Genomic DNA, 16,660 nt, shown 5'->3' on the forward strand with positions numbered 1-16,660 from the left:
CGGGCTCCGCTACGCAGCCCATTGCTTCAACTGCGCTGATGCGCAAAACAACCGCCCGGCTCTAATCCCAGCTGGGGGAAAGCTGGGGGTCACGTCAGGGATCGTATAAGTTCTTCGATACCCAAAAGGGATACCGACCAGAGCTGGCCTTGCGCGTATTGGAAGGGCTGAGCCAGATCGAAATGCTGGATATCATTTTTGGCGTCGGCGATGGCAAGGTTATCCGCCAGTCGTTGCGGAAGAAGCTGACCGACTGGCATCGTAAGCGGCCAGTCCCCGTGACAATCCCTTCAGATTTCGACATCTGGATGTTTTGGATCAAGCTCCGTCAGGCAAAGGGCAGTAAGCGTTACCTCCCTTTTCGCATCATGGGCACCTCACCGGTCCGGGTCGCGAAAGCCAAAGTTGCGAAGACGGCGGGCGCGAGCCGCCGCAAGAGCACGTTGCCAAGTAAGAGCCAGCGGAGGGCATTCTACAATCGCGTTCGCGCACAGATTGCGAAGCGTCATCGCTGAATGAAGTTTGCGGGGCTGGGTCAACACCCAGCCCCACCCCGATCGCATAGGCTTACATCCACCGAAGCAATGCGGATGATGACAAACGTTGACGGCCTATCCATTGAGCTGGCATCACTGCGCTTCGCTATCAATCAGGCTAGATCAAGACTCGAACCATCAAAAACTTAGACTGGTGGGGGCCACTTTGGGGGCTTCGAATTTTTGCGCGACAGCAAATATCTGATAACAAAAACAAATATTCGCGATGCCGAGTCCTCTTCTGGCACCAGTCAACCACTTTATCGTGTTGTTTTTACACGATAAAGTGGACGTTCTGAAAATGTGATCCCACATTGCTTCCCACATTTTGTGTGGGTTGGAATGAGCCTTGTCGGCCCTTGCTGGGACGCCAACTCAACTTGGCTGATCCCATTATCTGCCCTTCGGCTGTTGCGCAGGACGAATCCTGACGGTGCATCGAACTGGCTGCTGCGAGGTTGCGGCAGCCCTCCGGCAAGCGTCAATGGCATCGCGGTTATCGCGCTGGATGTCAGCGGCCTGCGCCAGTGTGCTCCATGCCTCGGCGCTGTCACTCTGCATCAGCCGCGCGCCAGCATCCCAGCGTGAGGGTGCGCCTACCATCCGGGCCGCCATGCGCTCGGGCCAATGCCAGCTATCGGGCATGGCGCGGGCGATTGTGCCGGGAAGGAAAGACCATAGCAGGATGCCTGCCAGAAAAGCTCCGCCTGCCACCTGGTAGAGCTGCTGCCGCTGCTCGGCGGCGGTACGGGCGTGGGCGGTGACGCTGCGCATAGCCTGGGCCGCATGGTGCAAATCGTCCCGTGCCTGGCTGATCCGGTCGTGATCTGTCCGCCGTGCCGATTCGGCTGCTGCGGCGATTCGATTGCCAATGCTGTCAGGCGTCATCTGCATCGCCGGATGACCAGCCATGCCCTTCAGGCTCTCACTGATTGCGCCCATCCGCTTGGCCATGTCGGTCAGGGTCGCGCCGTAATCGGGAATGACAATGTCGGCGCGCTCGGCGGCAAGGTGCTGGACGGCCCGGCGCATGAGCGCCAGCTCGCCTTCAAGGCGGGCGAAGGCCTCGGCTGCGGGATCGCCTGCGACCTCCGGGGCGGGCGGGTCAGGCTCCGGCTCAAGGTCCAGTTTCAGGTCCACATCATCGGTATCCATCGCGCTTCTCCTAAAGGCCCATGCCGATTGACCGGCTCCGCTCCATCGTGATGGAGGCGGCAAGGTCGCGGCCCAGATCGCGACCGAGTTCTGTCTTGATGCCAAGTTCGCGGGTGCGACCGCGCAGCAGGGATTCGACCTGCGCGTCGCGCTCCAGGCTCTTCGCCATGTCCGCCATACGGTAGGTGAGCCTCTGCGCACCCCTGGTGTCGCCATCGCGCTGCATGGCCTGTCGGGCCTGCCCAAGCCGCTGCCAGTCGCTGACAAAGCGGTCGGCGCGCTGCGCGGGATCGACGCGGAATTCCGCTTCAAGTTGCATGGCGCGGATTGCGCCCTGGCTGCGACCATCGGCGGCCTCTCGGGCCAGCGAGGGCTGGCGCTGCAAGGCGCTGGCGAGGTCGGCGCTGCCATGCGGGCGGACCGCATCGAGAGCCTTTCCAGCCTTCTCCAGTGCGTCGCGTTGGTGGGGCAGCACCGGCAATCCCTGTTCGCGCATTTGCCCGATGTCGGCGGCGGCACGAGCATAGCGTTCGACCGCCCGGCGCTGATCGGAGAGGCCAGCCTGATCGGGTGGCAAGGCTTCGAGCTTGTGTGCCTGCGGGCGGAATCCGGCGAAGATCGACTTCGCCCGTTCCGGCAACTGCCGGGCGATGTCGACAATCCGCTCGCGGAAGGTGATGCCGCGCCGTTCGGCGAACTGCTGCTCTGGCTTGTAGTCGCTCGCCATGTCCTTGCCGCGCTCCCGACTGAGCGTTCGGACGAGTTTCGACTGATCGGCGAAGTCATCGCGGCCATAGTGCAGGGCCATGCCATCACGGTGGCGGGACATCGCGACATAGGCACCATGGCTATCCATGCCTGGCGTTGCCAGCACATGCGCCCGGTCCACGGTCATGCCCTGCGCCTTGTGGATCGTGGCGGCATAGCCATGATCGATGTGCGCATAGTCCTTGGTGTCGAAAGCGACGTTGCGGCCATCGTCGGTGCGCACGGCCATGCGTTGCGGCGCCACCTGCTCGACGGTGCCCAGAGTGCCATTCTTGACGACCAGGCCCCGCTCATTGCGGAGGAACATGATGCGGTCGCCGCTGGCAAACTGGCGGTCGCCACGCTCCGCGCGGATGGCCACGTCATTGCCCAGTTCGCCACTGGCGCGCAGCTTTCCGCGCGCCGCGTCATTGAGTTCGCGCACCTCGTCATTGGTGTGGGTGAGAATGATCCGCGTATCGCCAGGACTGCCCTGCCGTTCTCGATCCCAACGCTCGATCAGCTCGCCGCGCGCAGCTTCTCGCGTCTCGGCAACATGCAACATGCCCCGTTCTTCATAGGCGTGAATGGCAAGGCCGGTGCGCCCGGTAGCGAGATGCCGCGTAGCCTCCTGCTGCCAGCCGTCATGCTGGCGGCGCACTTCGCTGATTTCGACACCGCCGTGCCGTTCGTGGATCGCACGAAACGCCGCTCCGGCTTCGATGGCCTGGAGCTGCTGCGGGTCGCCAACCAGGACAACTTTCGCGCCTGCGTCGGCGGCATGGGAGAGAACGCGCTCCATCTGCCGCGTGCCGACCATGCCCGCTTCGTCGATGACCAGCACGTCGCGCGAGGTGAGCAATTCGTGGCCCTGGCCCCACTGGTGTTCAAGGCTGGCAATGGTCCGCGAGGCAATGCCCGAACCATGCTCCAGCCCATCGGTGGCAATGCCGGACAGCGCCGCACCGCGAACGGTATAGCCGGCGCTCTCCCATGCCTCGCGCGCCACACCCAACATCGCGCTCTTGCCAGTCCCGGCATAGCCGACAACGACGCTCAGGCCGCGCCCATCGGTCATATGTTCGAACGCCGCGCGCTGCTCGCTGGAAAGCGCAAGGCCGCGCTCAGCCGCGCGCGCCAGCGCGCCTTCCCGGCCATTGCCTTCGACCTGATGCCGCTCGCGCTCCGCGAGCAATTCCGATACGCGCCCGAGCCGCTGTTCGGTCTCGATCATCTGGCGCGATGTGAACCGATCTTCGCCGCGACTGTCCTTGCCCAGCGCGATCAGGTCGGACGAACCGCGCACCGCGCTCATCGCCAAATCGAACTGCTCTTTCCCGTCGCTGTGCCGATGCACGAACATGGCAAGGTCGCGGGTTGTGAACGTCGCCTGTCCGTTTGCCACCAAGCGATTTGATACAGAGCTACGCTACAGTTGCCACGCCACTAATCGAGCTCGCATCGTCTCTGATTGAAGCAAGTGCCAACCTCGCTAAGCGTCGAAACATTGCCCGCAGCGATTTGAGTCCTCATCGAGGACCAAGCCGGAGCGCGATACGGTATTTTTGACGGTATCGAATCAGCGAATCAGGGCAATAAAGCGTTGTGATGTAACGCCTTGTCTACACATCACGGTCCCTCTTCTGGCACCATTTTTCTTCTCATCATTCTGCATTCGGCAGGGGTGTCCCGCAGGGGCCCGGCCTTAGCCGCCGAGCTTTCGCCGGCCGCAAGGGCCGGTTGTGCTGGTCTGCGCGAACTGGCAGAGTCTGACTGATCGGAACAGAGGATTGGCCGGACGTGGCGCTGCAGGATGATTCCCGGGATGAGATGGTGCTCGTTCCCGGGGGCACTTTCACCATGGGATCGGAACGTTTCTATCCCGAGGAACGGCCGCTTCGCCGGGTGCACGTGGATCCCTTCCGGATAGATGCAACGCCGGTCACCAATCGCCAGTTTGCCCGCTTCGTTGCCGAGACCGGGCATCACACCCAGGCCGAGATCGCCCCCGATCCCCGCGACTATCCCGGCATGCTTCCGGAAATGGCCCGCGCCGGTTCGCTGGTCTTTCGCAAGACGTCCGGCCCGGTGCCGATGGAAGACGTGACGCAGTGGTGGGAGTTCTGCTTCGGGGCGGACTGGCGCCATCCCTATGGCCCGGACAGCGATCTCGATGCGCTGGACCTGTGGGACCACCCCGTCGTCCATGTCGCCTGGCCGGACGCCGCGGCCTATGCCAAGTGGGCCGGCAAGGAGCTTCCCACCGAGGCGGAGCACGAATTCGCGGCGCGTGGCGGGCTGGAAGGGCAGGAATTTGCCTGGGGAGACGAGCTTGCCCCCGGCGGCAGGATGCTGGCCAATTACTGGCAGGGCCTGTTCCCCTTTTCCAACACGCGCGAGGATGGCTGGGAGCGGACCTCACCCGTCCGCAGCTATCCGCCCAACGGTTTCGGCCTGTTCGACATGATTGGCAATGTCTGGGAATGGACTGCCGACTGGTGGGCGGAAAACCCGGCAAAAGCGCTGAAGGCGAAGAAGGCCGGCGATTCATGCTGTGCCGTGCGCAACCTGCGTGGCGGCAAGCTGAAGGACAGCTTCGACCCCGGCCAGCCGCAAGTGCGGATCGGGCGCAAGGTGATCAAGGGTGGTTCGCACCTGTGCGCGGTGAACTATTGCCAGCGCTTCCGCCCCGCCGCGCGGCACCCGGAAATGATCGACACGTCAACCAGCCACATCGGCTTCAGGTGCGTTCGCCGGAACTGATTGGCGGACTAACGATTTTCTAAACCCTTCGCCCCTATGCCTTTTGCATGGCCAAGGCTGCATCCCGACGCGCCGCCGTTCCGGCGAGCTTTTTCGTGAAGGTAATCCTGCCTTTTGCGGTACCCTTCGCGCTGACGCTGGCCTTGATGGTGCTGGTTGGCGAGCGCTGGCCGCGTGACATTGCCCCCGGTTCCGGACTGAAGCTCGCGGGGCTTGTCGCCTCGGCGCTGACCGCGGCGCTGGTCTGGCGCTACACGGTGCGCGCGATCGAAGACCGGCGGGTGCACAAGGCCGCCGGCATCCTCTGCCTGGTCACTGGCCTTATGGGCTGGGCGGTGTGGACCACCGGCGTCCTGCCGAGCATCAACGGGGCTGCGCTCGGCAGCGAAAGCACCGTGCGGATGCGCCTGGAACGCACGGAAGTGACCGCCGTAAGCAAGAGCAAGGAACGCTATCACTGGGCGTGGCTGCGGACCGACCTGAACGATGCGGCCCTGGCATCGGGGCGCTACTTCATTCCCGAAGGACACTATCAGCGGTGGCAGGCCAGCAAGCCCGCCTCCGTCGAGGTGACTTACGCGCGCGGATTGCTCGGCGCGCAGGTGGTTACCGGCTTCCGCTAGGGAGCAATCCCCCTCACCCCGCCGGAGTGCTGTCGGATTCGCGCTTCACCAGCGTGTAAGGCAGGATCGTGCGCCGCGCCTCGCGGTCCTGCTCGTTCCGCACCCGCTCGGCCAGTTCGATCGTCGCACGTCGCGCCATTTCCGCGACCGGCTGGCGAATGGTCGTAAGGCCCGGCCAGACCGTATCGGCAATCGCCGAATCGTCGAAGCCCACGACCGACAGCCCTTGCGGCACGTCGATCCCGTGGCGGTGGGCGGTTGAAAGCACGCCGGCGGCCATATCGTCGTTGCTGGCAAAGATTGCGGTCGGCGGCGGATCGAGCGCCAGCAGCTTTTCCGCCGCAGCCAGCCCGGAGCGATAGGTAAACTCGCCATCGGCGATCAGGGCGGGGTCGAGCGCGATGCCGGCTTCGGCCAGGGCATCTTCGTAGCCCGCCTGCCGCAGCACGCTGGCCGTCTGGTCGGCAGCGCCGCGAATGAAGGCGATGCGGCGGTGGCCTTGGCCGACAAGGTGCGCGGTCATGGCGCGGGCAGCATCGCGGTCGTCAAGCGAAACGACGGTCGCCCCAGCCATCGGCTGGCCCGTGGCGATCTGCGCGATGGCAACACCGATATGCTGCAAGGCATCGAGCAGGTCGGCGTTGTCGCACAGTGGTGGCGGGGCCAGCACGGCATCGATGCGGTGCGACTGCAGCCGCGCAACCACCTCTTCCAGGCTGGCCTGCGCGGGCCATGCCTCGACAACGATCTCGGCATCGACCTGCGCCGCCGCCTCGAGGCTGCCGACAAGGAACTCGTTGAGATAGGCGGAACTGGGATTGCTGTGCAGCAGGCCGATCCGGCACTCGCGCCGCCCGGCCAGCTTGCGGGCCGCCTGGTTGGGAACATAGCCAAGCTGGGCGATTGCAGAGAGCACCCTCTGCCGGGTCTCTTCGCTGACGCGCGGGTTCTGGTTGGCCACGCGCGACACGGTCATCGTCGAGACGCCGGCCAGCTGCGCGACATCAGCGATCGTCGGCCCGGAAAGGCTCCGCCGCCCTGCTATTCTGCTGACTTCACCCCCTGCCATCCGGCTTCCCTATAATTCCGTCACGCCTGTCGCAAGCTGCCCGCTTGCATTGTCACGCGGGTTAACGCTAACATAGTTGCGAGGGAGAGCAAATGTTTCTCGGAATCGATATCGGCACATCCGGCGTAAAAGCTGTGGTCATCGACGGCCAGGGCGTGCTGCGCGCCCAGGCGAGTGCCCCGCTGGCCGTATCGCGGCCGCATGACCTGTGGTCGGAGCAGGAACCGGACAACTGGTGGAGCGCCACGCAGGCCGCTGTCATGGGCCTGCCGGCAGACCTTCGCCGTGCCGTCGCCGGGATCGGCCTTGCTGGCCAGATGCACGGCGCCACCCTGCTGGGCGCCGACGACCGCCCCCTTCGGCCGGCGATCCTGTGGAACGATGGCCGCTCCTTCGCCGAATGCGCGGAGATCGAGCAGGCCGAGCCGCAGACCCGGGCGATCACCGGCAATATCGCCATGCCCGGCTTCACCGCGCCCAAGCTGGCCTGGGTGCGCCGCCATGAGCCGGACCTGTTCGGGCAGGTCCGCACCGTGCTGCTGCCCAAGGACTATGTCCGGCTGGTGATGACCGGCGACAAGGCCAGCGACATGTCCGACAGCGCCGGGACGCTGTGGCTCGATACCGGCGCGCGCGACTGGAGCGAGGCGATGCTCGCCGCAACGGGCCTGACCCGCGACCAGATGCCGCGCCTTTACGAAGGCAGCCAGGCTACCGGCCGCCTGCGCGCCGATGTGGCGGCGCGCTGGGGGATGGATCCGGTTCCGGTTGCCGCCGGGGCGGGCGACAATGCCGCCGGGGCTGCCGGGGTCGGCGTCGTAGCCGATGGCGATGCCCTGCTCTCGCTTGGCACCTCGGGGGTGATCTTCGTCGCGACGGGCGACTTCAGGCCGAACCCGGCGCGTGCCGTCCACGCCTTCTGCCACTGCCTGCCGGGCCTGTGGCACCAGATGAGCGTCCACCTTTCCGCCGCCAGCTGCGTCGACTGGGCGGCGCGCAACGCCGGGCTGGACGTGCCCGCTTTCTTCGCCGCGGCAGAGGCTGCCGGCCCGGCGGCGGGCGGCGAGCTGTTCCTGCCCTACCTTTCGGGCGAGCGCACCCCGCACAACGACCCGCACCTGCGCGGCGCCTTCCTGGGGCTCGACAACGAGACCGACCCCGGCCGCATCGCCGCCGCCGTGCTCGAAGGCGTCGCCTTTGCCCATGCCGACGGGCTGGCGGCGCTGCGCGAGGCGGGGACCGTGGTGGAAAACCTCTGCGTCATCGGCGGCGGCGCGCGCTCGGCCTACTGGGGCACGATCATCGCCGCCGCGCTCGATGTGCGGCTGACCTACCTTGACGGCGGCGAGGTCGGCCCGGCGCTCGGCGCGGCCAAGCTTGCGCAGATCGCCGTGACCGGCGCCTCCCCCGCCGATGTCTGCACCCGCCCGCCCGTCATGCGCGAGATCGCGCCCGATCCGCTGCTGGTGGAGCGGCTGGCGCCCCGGCTTGCCAAATTCCGCCGCGCTTCTGCGGCTATCCGAACCCTGTGAAAGGAATCCCCATGTCCGCCGACTACTTCGCCGCCTTCGACACCATCCGCTACGAAGGACCGGAGACCACCAACGACCTGGCCTATCGCTGGTACGACAAGGACCGGCTGGTCATGGGCAAGCGCATGGAAGACCACCTGCGCTTTGCCGTGTGCATGTGGCACACCTTCTGCTGGCCGGGCAGCGACGTGTTCGGCGCGGGCACCTTCAGCCGCCCCTGGCTGCAAGGCCCGATGGACGCCCGCAACGCCGCCGCCAAGCGCGAGGCGGCACTGGCCTTCGTCGAGAAGCTGGACCTGCCGTTCTACTGCTTCCACGATGTCGACGTGATGGCCGATGCCGATGATGCCAGTGCCTTCCGCGCCTCCTTCGCCGAAGCGGTGGACCACCTTGAGGCGCTGCAGGCGCAGCACGGCCGCAAGCTGCTGTGGGGCACGGCCAACCTGTTCAGCCACCCGCGCTACATGGCGGGCGCGGCGACCAACCCCGACCCCGAGGTCTATGCCTGGGCGGCGCTGCAGGTGCGCGACGCGCTGGAAGCGACGCACCGGCTGGGCGGCGCCAACTATGTCCTGTGGGGCGGCCGCGAGGGCTATGATTCGATCCTCAACACCGAGATCGGCACCGAGCAGGAGAACTTCGGCCGCTTCCTCAGCCTCGTCGTCGATCACAAGCACCGCATCGGCTTCAAGGGCACCATCCTGATCGAGCCCAAGCCGCACGAGCCGACCAAGCACCAGTACGATTTCGACACGCAGACCGTTTACGCCTTCCTCAAGCGCTTCGGGCTGGAGAACGAGGTGAAGGTCAACATCGAGGCGAACCACGCCACGCTTTCCGGCCACACCTTCGAGCATGAGCTGGCCATGGCCCGCGCGCTCGGCATTTTCGGTTCGATCGACGCCAACCGCGGCGATCCGCAGAACGGCTGGGATACCGACCAGTTCCCCAACTCGGTGGAAGAGCTGACGCTGGCCCTGCTCGAAGTGATCCGCGCCGGCGGCTTCACCGATGGCGGCTTCAACTTCGATGCCAAGGTGCGCCGCCAGTCGATCGACGCGGCCGACCTGTTCCACGGCCACATTGGCGGGGTGGACGTGATCGCCCGGGCCCTGCTGCGCGCCGCCGCGATCATCGAGGACGGCCGGCTCGAGGCCTTCCGCGCCGAACGCTATGCCGGCTGGCAGGGAGAGCTTGGCCGCATGATCCACGCCGAGGGCACCACGCTGGCCCAGATCGCCGACCACGCCGTGCGTTCCAACGCCGCGCCGCAGCCCAGGTCCGGCCGGCAGGAATGGTGCGAGAACCTGGTCAACGCGTTCTGATCAGGCCTTTCCGGCGCCTGTCCAGCAGGGCGTTGAGGTTGACAAGGTTGACACCGTGTAAACCTCGCGTCCACCTGGCCGGGCGGCGGATTCCTGCGGCTTTCGGGCCATTCGGGCGGCTGGAACGCGCGGAAGAATAAAAAAACCGCGCGCCGCACGCCCGCAGCCCTGCCCTCACGGTCCCCGCCGCGCCGCGCCCTTGGCATCGCCGTGCGCGGCCTCGGAAATGTACCAGCTCTGCCGCACGTGGCGGTCCTGCGCGGCCTGCCCGTCCTCGGCCTCGCCATAGGGCCAGCCAGGACCGGGCAGCGCCTCGTCCTCGGTCCAGTCGAGCGGGGCGGTTTCCACCCGTTCGAGCAGGGCATCGAAGCGCCCGGCGGAAAACTCGCGCGCCACCTGGCTGCGACCGACCAGCCACGGGTTCTCAAGCGCCCAGGTGGCCAGCCGGTTGTCAAAGCGCCGCGTCGTGCCGACCAGTTCGCCGTGGTAATAGTGCTGCACCTCAACGCCGTTCACCGCGCGATCCATCACCGCATGGGCCAGCTGGTGCAGCCCCATTTCCAGCGCGACTTCCCAGCCGAGCGAAAACGGCGTGCCCTGCAAGCGGTTGCGCAGGTTGTAGGCGGAGGTGCGGCTCATCCCCACGGCCTTGGCGGCGAGGGAAACGGACTGGGTGGCGGCCAGCTCGCGCAGGAAATCCACCATCTTCTCGCGCGTCCACTCGGAATGACGCGGCGCACGGCGACGGGCGGAAGGTTCGGAACTGTGAGACATCGGTTCACCTTGGCACGGGGAAGCTAGGGAACCGGGCTAGTTATACGATTTTTGGGGAGTAGGAAAATGGGGTCGCCATCATTCGATCGCAGGCACCGCGTCGGCAACAATTGGAACAATTGCAGCCTGAAAGCTTTCGCCATCTGACAAGCGTCGTAAAGTTTGAGCGCATCACATCAGCCCAGTCATGGAAAGGCAAACTAGGCTTGTCGCATCTGATAAAAAGGTTTTGATATAAATAATCAACAGTTTAGAGGCGCATAAAAACTAAATAAGTAATTATGCCAATATATCCATATTTAATGGCGCCGCAAAATGCATTTTTCCATATTTTTCAGAATTTTAATAATGACATTACCATACATTAACTATTGTTAACCATTTCATATACTTGCAAAATATACTCCTCGTGATTTAAATCCATTGAGGGGGGAATGATTTTTATATAGTCTCGCAAATATTCCCTTTTGGAGGGAAAGATGAGCGAAGATTACCGCTTTAGCTCTCAATCCCCACCCGCACCTAAAAAGGGCGGTCGCGAAAAATCGTCTGCAAATGACCCGCATGGCAGACCTGAAACATCTTCCTTCCTAAGCAGTGAACAGGCATCTGAGGACCTCGAGAAGGTATCTCACCCTATCAATCTCGAAGATGCACCCGGCTTGGCGGTCTACTTCGGAGATCGTCGTTCCGATCTCGCAGTTGAATGGTTGCTAAGGCTTATTCCCGACTGCCCGCTAGGCAAAGTGTCGGAAAGCTACATCGCGCCACCATCACTTCAAACGGCGATCCTGATATTCGTATGCAGCAACGACCCGACACGAATGATCCGTCTGTTCAGGCTGTATAAGGAGGTTTTAAAGCGCAAGTTGCTAATTGCAGTGATGAACCGAAGTACACCAAAGGACCGCGCCCGTTTGCTTACAGTTGGCTTCGACGACGTGTTCGATGGCCGCACCCTCCCGCTTGAAGCGACAGTACGCGTTAACGCCCGGCTTCGCCGCCTGGCCGAGATGAATATCATCAAGTTGGGTCCAAGCACCTGTGACATGCAGAATTTCAAACACTATCTCTTGTCTGATCGAGAAAATGTCATTCTTGCTAAACTATGCTCGCGTATGGATAAGCCAGTAAGTCAGAACATCTTGCTGAATGAAATTCACGAGCATTACGGGCATTCAAACCGTCGTTCGCTACATGTCATGCTATCACACATTCGTAAAAAGCTGCATCCAGATTATGCGATAATATATTCACGACATGATGACAGCTACATGCTTAAACGAATTTGCAACGATGATTGATCGCAATCAGGTTTAATGATCTGGCCCGGACAGCAATTCATCAGCAGTCATCCTTTAGTTTCAACAACGGCGCCAGATACTTACCCGTAAAGCTCCGCTCCACCTTCACCACATCCTCCGGCGTGCCCGTGGCGACGATTTCGCCGCCGCGCACGCCGCCTTCGGGGCCCATGTCGATGATCCAGTCGGCGGTCTTGATGACGTCGAGGTTGTGTTCGATCACCACCACCGAATTGCCCTGGTCCACCAGCCGGTGGAGCACTTCGAGGAGCTTGCGGACGTCTTCGAAGTGGAGGCCGGTGGTCGGCTCGTCGAGGATGTAGAGCGTCTGCCCGGTGGCGCGGCGGCTGAGTTCCTTGGCGAGCTTCACGCGCTGCGCCTCGCCCCCCGATAGCGTCGTGGCCTGCTGGCCGACCTTGACATAGCCGAGGCCGACTTCGTTGAGCATGTGCATCTTGTCGCGGATCGGCGGCACGGCCTTGAAGAACTCTTCCGCGTCCTCGATCGTCATGTCGAGCACGTCGGCGATGGAGTGGCCCTTGAACTTCACCTCCAGCGTTTCGCGGTTGTAGCGCTTGCCCTGGCATTCCTCGCAGGTGACGTAGACATCGGGCAGGAAGTGCATCTCGATCTTGATCAGGCCGTCGCCCTGGCAGGCCTCGCACCGGCCGCCCTTGACGTTGAAGCTGAAGCGCCCCGCCTTGTACCCGCGCGCCGCGCTTTCCGGCAGGCCGGCGAACCAGTCGCGGATCTGGGTGAAGGCGCCGGTATAGGTGGCCGGGTTGGAGCGCGGGGTGCGGCCGATGGGCGACTGGTCGATCTCGATCACCTTGTCGCACATTTCGAGGCCGGTGATCCGGTCATGCGCGCCGGCGATCACCCGCGCGCCGTTCAGCGCCCGCGCCGCCCCGGCATAGAGCGTATCGAGCGTGAGGCTCGACTTGCCGGAGCCCGAGACGCCGGTGACGCAGCAGAAGGTGCCGAGCGGGAATTCCGCGGTGACGCCGGTGAGGTTGTTGGCGCGGGCGTTGTGCACCGTCACCATGTGGCCGTTGCCCTTGCGGCGGGCCTTGGGCACCTCGATCCGCCGCGCCCCGGAAAGGTACTGGCCGGTAAGGCTGGCCTTGCTCTTGAGGATGTCCTTCAGCGTGCCCTGGGCGACGATCTCCCCCCCGTGCACGCCCGCGCCGGGGCCAAGATCGACGATGTGATCGGCATGGCGGATCGCATCCTCGTCGTGCTCCACCACGATCACCGTGTTGCCAAGGTCGCGCAGCCGCTTGAGCGTGGCGAGCAGCATGTCGTTATCGCGCTGGTGCAGGCCGATGCTCGGTTCGTCGAGCACGTAGAGCACGCCCGACAGCCCCGAGCCGATCTGGCTGGCGAGGCGGATGCGCTGGCTTTCCCCGCCCGAGAGCGTGCCGCTCGTCCGGTCGAGGTTGAGGTAATCGAGCCCGACGTTGTTGAGGAAGCCCAGCCGCTCGTTGATTTCCTTGAGGATGGCCTTGGCGATCTGCTGCTGCTGGGGGGTAAGCCGATCGTTCAGCGCGCCGAACCAGGCCACGGCATCGGCCACCGACAGGCGGGTGACGGAGGACACGTCGGCCCCGGCCACCTTGACGCTCAGCGCCTCGGGCTTGAGCCGCTTGCCCTCGCAGGTCTCGCAGGGCTGCGCGGTCTGGTACTTGCCCAGCTCCTCGCGCATCCAGGCGCTTTCGGTTTGCAGCATGCGGCGGTTGAGGTTGCCGATCACGCCTTCGAACGGCTTCTTCACCGTGTAGCTCTTGCGCCCGTCCATGAAGGTGAGGTTCACCGGCTGGCCCGCCGTGCCGTGCAGGATGACGATCTTCACCTCCACCGGCAGCGCTTCCCACGGCGTTTCCAGGCTGAAGCCGAACTCCGCCGCCAGGCTGGAGAGCACCTGCATGTAATAGGGGCTTGGCGGGTTGCTCTTGGCCCATGGGACGATGGCCCCCTGCTTGAGGCTGAGATGCTCGTTCGGCACCACCAGCTGCGGATCGAACAGCAGCTTTTCGCCCAGCCCGTCGCAGGCCGGGCAGGCACCCATCGGTGCGTTGAAGCTGAACAGCCGCGGCTCCAGGCTTTCGATGGTGAAGCCGGAGACCGGGCAGGCGAACTTTTCCGAAAAGACGATGCGGTTGGCGGGCAGGCCCGCGCCCTTCATGGCGCCGCCGGCATCCTCCGCCTCGCGCCCCGGCACCGGGCCATCGGCAAGGTCGACATAGGCCAGGCCATCGGCCAGCTTCAGCGCCTGTTCGAAGCTGTCGGCCAGCCGCGTCTCGATCCCTTCGCGCACGGCGATGCGATCGACCACCACTTCGATGTCATGCTTGAACTTCTTGTCGAGCGCGGGGGCATCCTCGATGCCATGCATCTCGCCGTCGATCCGCACGCGGGTGTAGCCCGCCTTCTGCCACTCGGCCAGTTCCTTGCGGTATTCGCCCTTGCGCCCGCGCACCACGGGGGCAAGCAGGTAGGCGCGCGTCCCCTCGGGCAGGGCCATGACGCGATCGACCATCTGGCTGACGGTCTGCGCCGAGATCGGCTCGCCCGTCGCCGGGCTGTAGGGCACCCCGACCCGCGCCCAGAGCAGGCGCATGTAATCGTAGATCTCGGTCACCGTGGCGACGGTGGAGCGCGGGTTGCGGCTGGTGGTCTTCTGCTCGATCGAGATGGCGGGCGAGAGGCCGTCGATATGCTCGACATCGGGCTTCTGCATCATCTCGAGGAACTGGCGGGCATAGGCCGACAGGCTCTCGACATAGCGGCGCTGCCCTTCGGCATAGATCGTGTCGAAGGCCAGGCTCGACTTGCCCGAGCCCGACAGGCCGGTAACGACGATCAGCGCATCGCGCGGCAGTTCGAGATCGATACCCTTGAGGTTATGCTCGCGCGCGCCGCGCACGACAATCTTTGACAGCGACATAGCGGCGCTCTGTTCCAGATTTGTTCGCAAAGTTCAAGCCGCTGTCGGCAGCTTGCCCACAAACGGGGTAAAAGGTGGAATCTTGCAACTTGGCAAGGCCGAGAAACTGTTGGATGAGGACGCCAGCTAGGGGGCCTCAGTGACCATTGAACAGACAAAATCGGAAGCGTTTGCATGAGCCTGCTTGCCGACCTTGCCAACGCGCGCACCGAAGAAGACGTGAAGGACGCCTATATCAAGGCGCTGGGCCTGAAGGCCTATTTCAAGGGACTGGTCGATATCCAGACCGAGGAAGTCTGGTTCGAGGCAAAGGAATCCTCCACCCCGCCGATCCTTATGTTCGCGCAGTTGCTGGTCTATGTCCGCGCCGCACGCAAGCGGGGCGAACCGATCCCCGGCTTCCTGGCCGTGATCGACCGCGAAAAGGCGGCCCTGATGCCGACCGAACACGCCCTTTCAATCCTTGAGGACAAGACCGTCGAATGGCCCAAATCCGGTTCGGCGGCCGACAAGGTGCTGGCGGCGAAGATCGCCCCGGTCATCGAAACCCATTTCGTTGTTTACCAGATCGCCAGCCATGAGAAGGAGTTCATCCGTGCGGTCAAATCGGCCATCGCCGAAGGCCGCATCATCCGCACCCAGATCACGCCCGACAACCTGCGGCAGGTGTTCGACAAATGGGTGGCGATGATCGGGCTGGAACTTGGCAGCGCCAACCCGGCCGATTTCGCCGTGCTGTTCTTTGCTGACATCATGCACGATGGCGCGAACGCGACCATGACCAACCTGCCCGCGCGCCTGCTTTACGATGGCGGCAAGCCGGTGTTCCTGCTCAACGGACAGACCTATGAACTGGCCAGCGAGCGCGGCTATCGCAATTTCTGGGCGATCTATCATCGCCCGCCTGAGGCGAAGCACCGCCACTACCTGCTTGAACGGCGGGACAGCCTGCTCCCGCTCGACGAACAGAAGTTCAAGGGTGCCTATTACACCCCGCTGCATATCGTCGACAAAGCCTACGACCAGTTGACGGCCACGTTGGGAGAGAACTGGCAGCAGCGTTACATCATCTGGGATATGTGCTGCGGCGTCGGCAATCTGGAAGTGAAGCACAGCAATTACCGCAATGTCTTCATGTCCACGCTGGATCAGGCGGATATCGACATCATGCGTGCCAGCCACACCTGCGTTGGCGCAACAATCTTCCAGTACGATTACCTGAACGACGACATCGATGATTTCGGCAACATCGACTATTCGATTTCGAACAAGGTCCCGCCTGCGCTGCGGCAGGCAATTGCCGATGCCAAGGAAGGCAAGAAGGGCGCGAAGCCGATTTTGGTGCTGATCAATCCGCCTTATGCAGAGGCAATGAACATTGACAATGTGACGGCTTCGAGCGGCAAAAATTCCGAAATGAAAAAAGGAGTGTCAAAGACAAGAATCAGTCATGGCATGGCGGACCTTGGTTACGCTGCCCGCGAGCTTTTCGTTCAGTTCCTGCACCGGATCATGGCGGAATTGCCCAAGTGCAAGTTGGCCATGTTCAGCAAGCTCAAGTACGTCAACGCACCCAATTTCGGAGCTTTCCGCGAACGTTGGTTGGCCGAATATCTTGATGGTTTTGTCGTGCACAGCAAATCGTTCGATGGCCTCAAGGGCAATTTTCCGATTGGATTTCTTCTTTGGGATATGGCGAAGCAAAAGCCCGCTGACGCCATCAGCACCATCGCCCTAAACAAGGATGGAGAAGCGATTGGCGAAAAGTCATTCTATCGCAAATTGCCGGTGACGTGACCCCCAGCTTTCCCCCAGCTGGGATTAGAGCCGGGCGGTTGTTTTGCGCATCAGCGCAGTTGAAGCAATGGGCTGCGTAGCGGAGCCC

Annotated in this window: 11 protein-coding genes and 1 pseudogene; 7 read left to right on the forward strand and 5 right to left on the reverse strand. The window is 63.3% G+C overall.

Annotated features, from left to right (window positions below):
• Nucleotides 1–158: 158 nt before the first annotated feature.
• Nucleotides 159–515, forward strand: coding sequence for a hypothetical protein (locus tag C0V78_RS14645; RefSeq protein ID WP_101798682.1), 357 nt, complete (start codon nt 159–161; stop codon nt 513–515).
• 414 nt (nt 516–929) lie between these two features.
• Here C0V78_RS14645 and C0V78_RS14650 read toward each other — a convergent pair whose 3' ends face one another.
• On the reverse strand, nt 930–1,691 hold the full coding sequence (locus C0V78_RS14650) for a DUF6118 family protein (protein ID WP_101798683.1): 762 nt from the start codon (nt 1,689–1,691) through the stop codon (nt 930–932).
• Nucleotides 1,692–1,701: 10 nt separating this feature from the next.
• Nucleotides 1,702–3,843: pseudogene (gene traA / locus C0V78_RS14655) on the reverse strand (Ti-type conjugative transfer relaxase TraA); the annotation flags it as partial.
• Between the two features lie 425 nt (nt 3,844–4,268).
• Between traA and C0V78_RS14660 the strand changes: the two are divergent.
• Nucleotides 4,269–5,201 carry a formylglycine-generating enzyme family protein gene (locus tag C0V78_RS14660; protein WP_101798693.1) on the forward strand — a complete coding sequence of 311 codons (933 nt, stop codon included), beginning with the start codon at nt 4,269–4,271 and terminating at the stop codon, nt 5,199–5,201.
• Between the two features lie 47 nt (nt 5,202–5,248).
• Nucleotides 5,249–5,824 carry a hypothetical protein gene (locus tag C0V78_RS14665; RefSeq protein ID WP_101798684.1) on the forward strand — a complete coding sequence of 192 codons (576 nt, stop codon included), beginning with the start codon at nt 5,249–5,251 and terminating at the stop codon, nt 5,822–5,824.
• A 13-nt stretch (nt 5,825–5,837) separates the two neighbouring features.
• Here C0V78_RS14665 and C0V78_RS14670 read toward each other — a convergent pair whose 3' ends face one another.
• Entirely contained in the window at nt 5,838–6,893 is a 1,056-nt protein-coding gene (locus C0V78_RS14670) for a LacI family DNA-binding transcriptional regulator (protein ID WP_101798685.1), read from the reverse strand.
• Between the two features lie 92 nt (nt 6,894–6,985).
• Here C0V78_RS14670 and xylB point away from each other — a divergent pair, with 92 nt between their 5' ends.
• Both xylB and xylA read left to right on the forward strand, forming a co-directional pair.
• Nucleotides 6,986–8,425: a xylulokinase gene (xylB, locus tag C0V78_RS14675; RefSeq protein WP_101798686.1), complete on the forward strand. Its 1,440-nt coding sequence runs from the start codon at nt 6,986–6,988 to the stop codon at nt 8,423–8,425.
• 11 nt (nt 8,426–8,436) lie between these two features.
• Nucleotides 8,437–9,750: a xylose isomerase gene (gene xylA, locus C0V78_RS14680; RefSeq protein ID WP_101798687.1), complete on the forward strand. Its 1,314-nt coding sequence runs from the start codon at nt 8,437–8,439 to the stop codon at nt 9,748–9,750.
• Nucleotides 9,751–9,924: 174 nt separating this feature from the next.
• On the opposite strand, the gene C0V78_RS14685 is transcribed toward xylA, so the two are convergent.
• Complete coding sequence (locus C0V78_RS14685) at nt 9,925–10,524, reverse strand: hypothetical protein (RefSeq protein ID WP_144039931.1); 600 nt, start codon at nt 10,522–10,524, stop codon at nt 9,925–9,927.
• Between the two features lie 479 nt (nt 10,525–11,003).
• Here C0V78_RS14685 and C0V78_RS14690 point away from each other — a divergent pair, with 479 nt between their 5' ends.
• On the forward strand, nt 11,004–11,828 hold the full coding sequence (locus C0V78_RS14690; RefSeq protein WP_101798689.1) for a winged helix-turn-helix domain-containing protein: 825 nt from the start codon (nt 11,004–11,006) through the stop codon (nt 11,826–11,828).
• A gap of 40 nt (nt 11,829–11,868) precedes the next feature.
• Here the strand turns inward: C0V78_RS14690 and uvrA are convergent, their stop codons facing one another.
• On the reverse strand, nt 11,869–14,775 hold the full coding sequence (gene uvrA, locus C0V78_RS14695; protein WP_101798690.1) for an excinuclease ABC subunit UvrA: 2,907 nt from the start codon (nt 14,773–14,775) through the stop codon (nt 11,869–11,871).
• A gap of 174 nt (nt 14,776–14,949) precedes the next feature.
• On the opposite strand from uvrA, the gene C0V78_RS14700 reads away from it, so the two are divergent.
• Complete coding sequence (locus C0V78_RS14700; RefSeq protein WP_101798691.1) at nt 14,950–16,572, forward strand: hypothetical protein; 1,623 nt, start codon at nt 14,950–14,952, stop codon at nt 16,570–16,572.
• Nucleotides 16,573–16,660 lie beyond the last annotated feature (88 nt).

The organism is Novosphingobium sp. TH158, assembly GCF_002855555.1.
Lineage (GTDB): Bacteria > Pseudomonadota > Alphaproteobacteria > Sphingomonadales > Sphingomonadaceae > Novosphingobium.

What these genes read in the sequence shown, in the direction of transcription:
- C0V78_RS14690 (WP_101798689.1), top strand. Translation starts at nt 11,004, where the DNA reads ATGAGCGAAGATTACCGCTTTAGCTCTCAATCCCCACCCGCACCTAAA.
- C0V78_RS14700 (WP_101798691.1), top strand. Translation starts at nt 14,950, where the DNA reads ATGAGCCTGCTTGCCGACCTTGCCAACGCGCGCACCGAAGAAGACGTG.
- xylA (WP_101798687.1), top strand. Translation starts at nt 8,437, where the DNA reads ATGTCCGCCGACTACTTCGCCGCCTTCGACACCATCCGCTACGAAGGA.
- C0V78_RS14670 (WP_101798685.1), bottom strand. Translation starts at nt 6,893, where the DNA reads ATGGCAGGGGGTGAAGTCAGCAGAATAGCAGGGCGGCGGAGCCTTTCC.
- C0V78_RS14665 (WP_101798684.1), top strand. Translation starts at nt 5,249, where the DNA reads ATGGCCAAGGCTGCATCCCGACGCGCCGCCGTTCCGGCGAGCTTTTTC.
- C0V78_RS14650 (WP_101798683.1), bottom strand. Translation starts at nt 1,691, where the DNA reads ATGGATACCGATGATGTGGACCTGAAACTGGACCTTGAGCCGGAGCCT.
- C0V78_RS14660 (WP_101798693.1), top strand. Translation starts at nt 4,269, where the DNA reads ATGGTGCTCGTTCCCGGGGGCACTTTCACCATGGGATCGGAACGTTTC.
- uvrA (WP_101798690.1), bottom strand. Translation starts at nt 14,775, where the DNA reads ATGTCGCTGTCAAAGATTGTCGTGCGCGGCGCGCGCGAGCATAACCTC.
- C0V78_RS14685 (WP_144039931.1), bottom strand. Translation starts at nt 10,524, where the DNA reads ATGTCTCACAGTTCCGAACCTTCCGCCCGTCGCCGTGCGCCGCGTCAT.
- xylB (WP_101798686.1), top strand. Translation starts at nt 6,986, where the DNA reads ATGTTTCTCGGAATCGATATCGGCACATCCGGCGTAAAAGCTGTGGTC.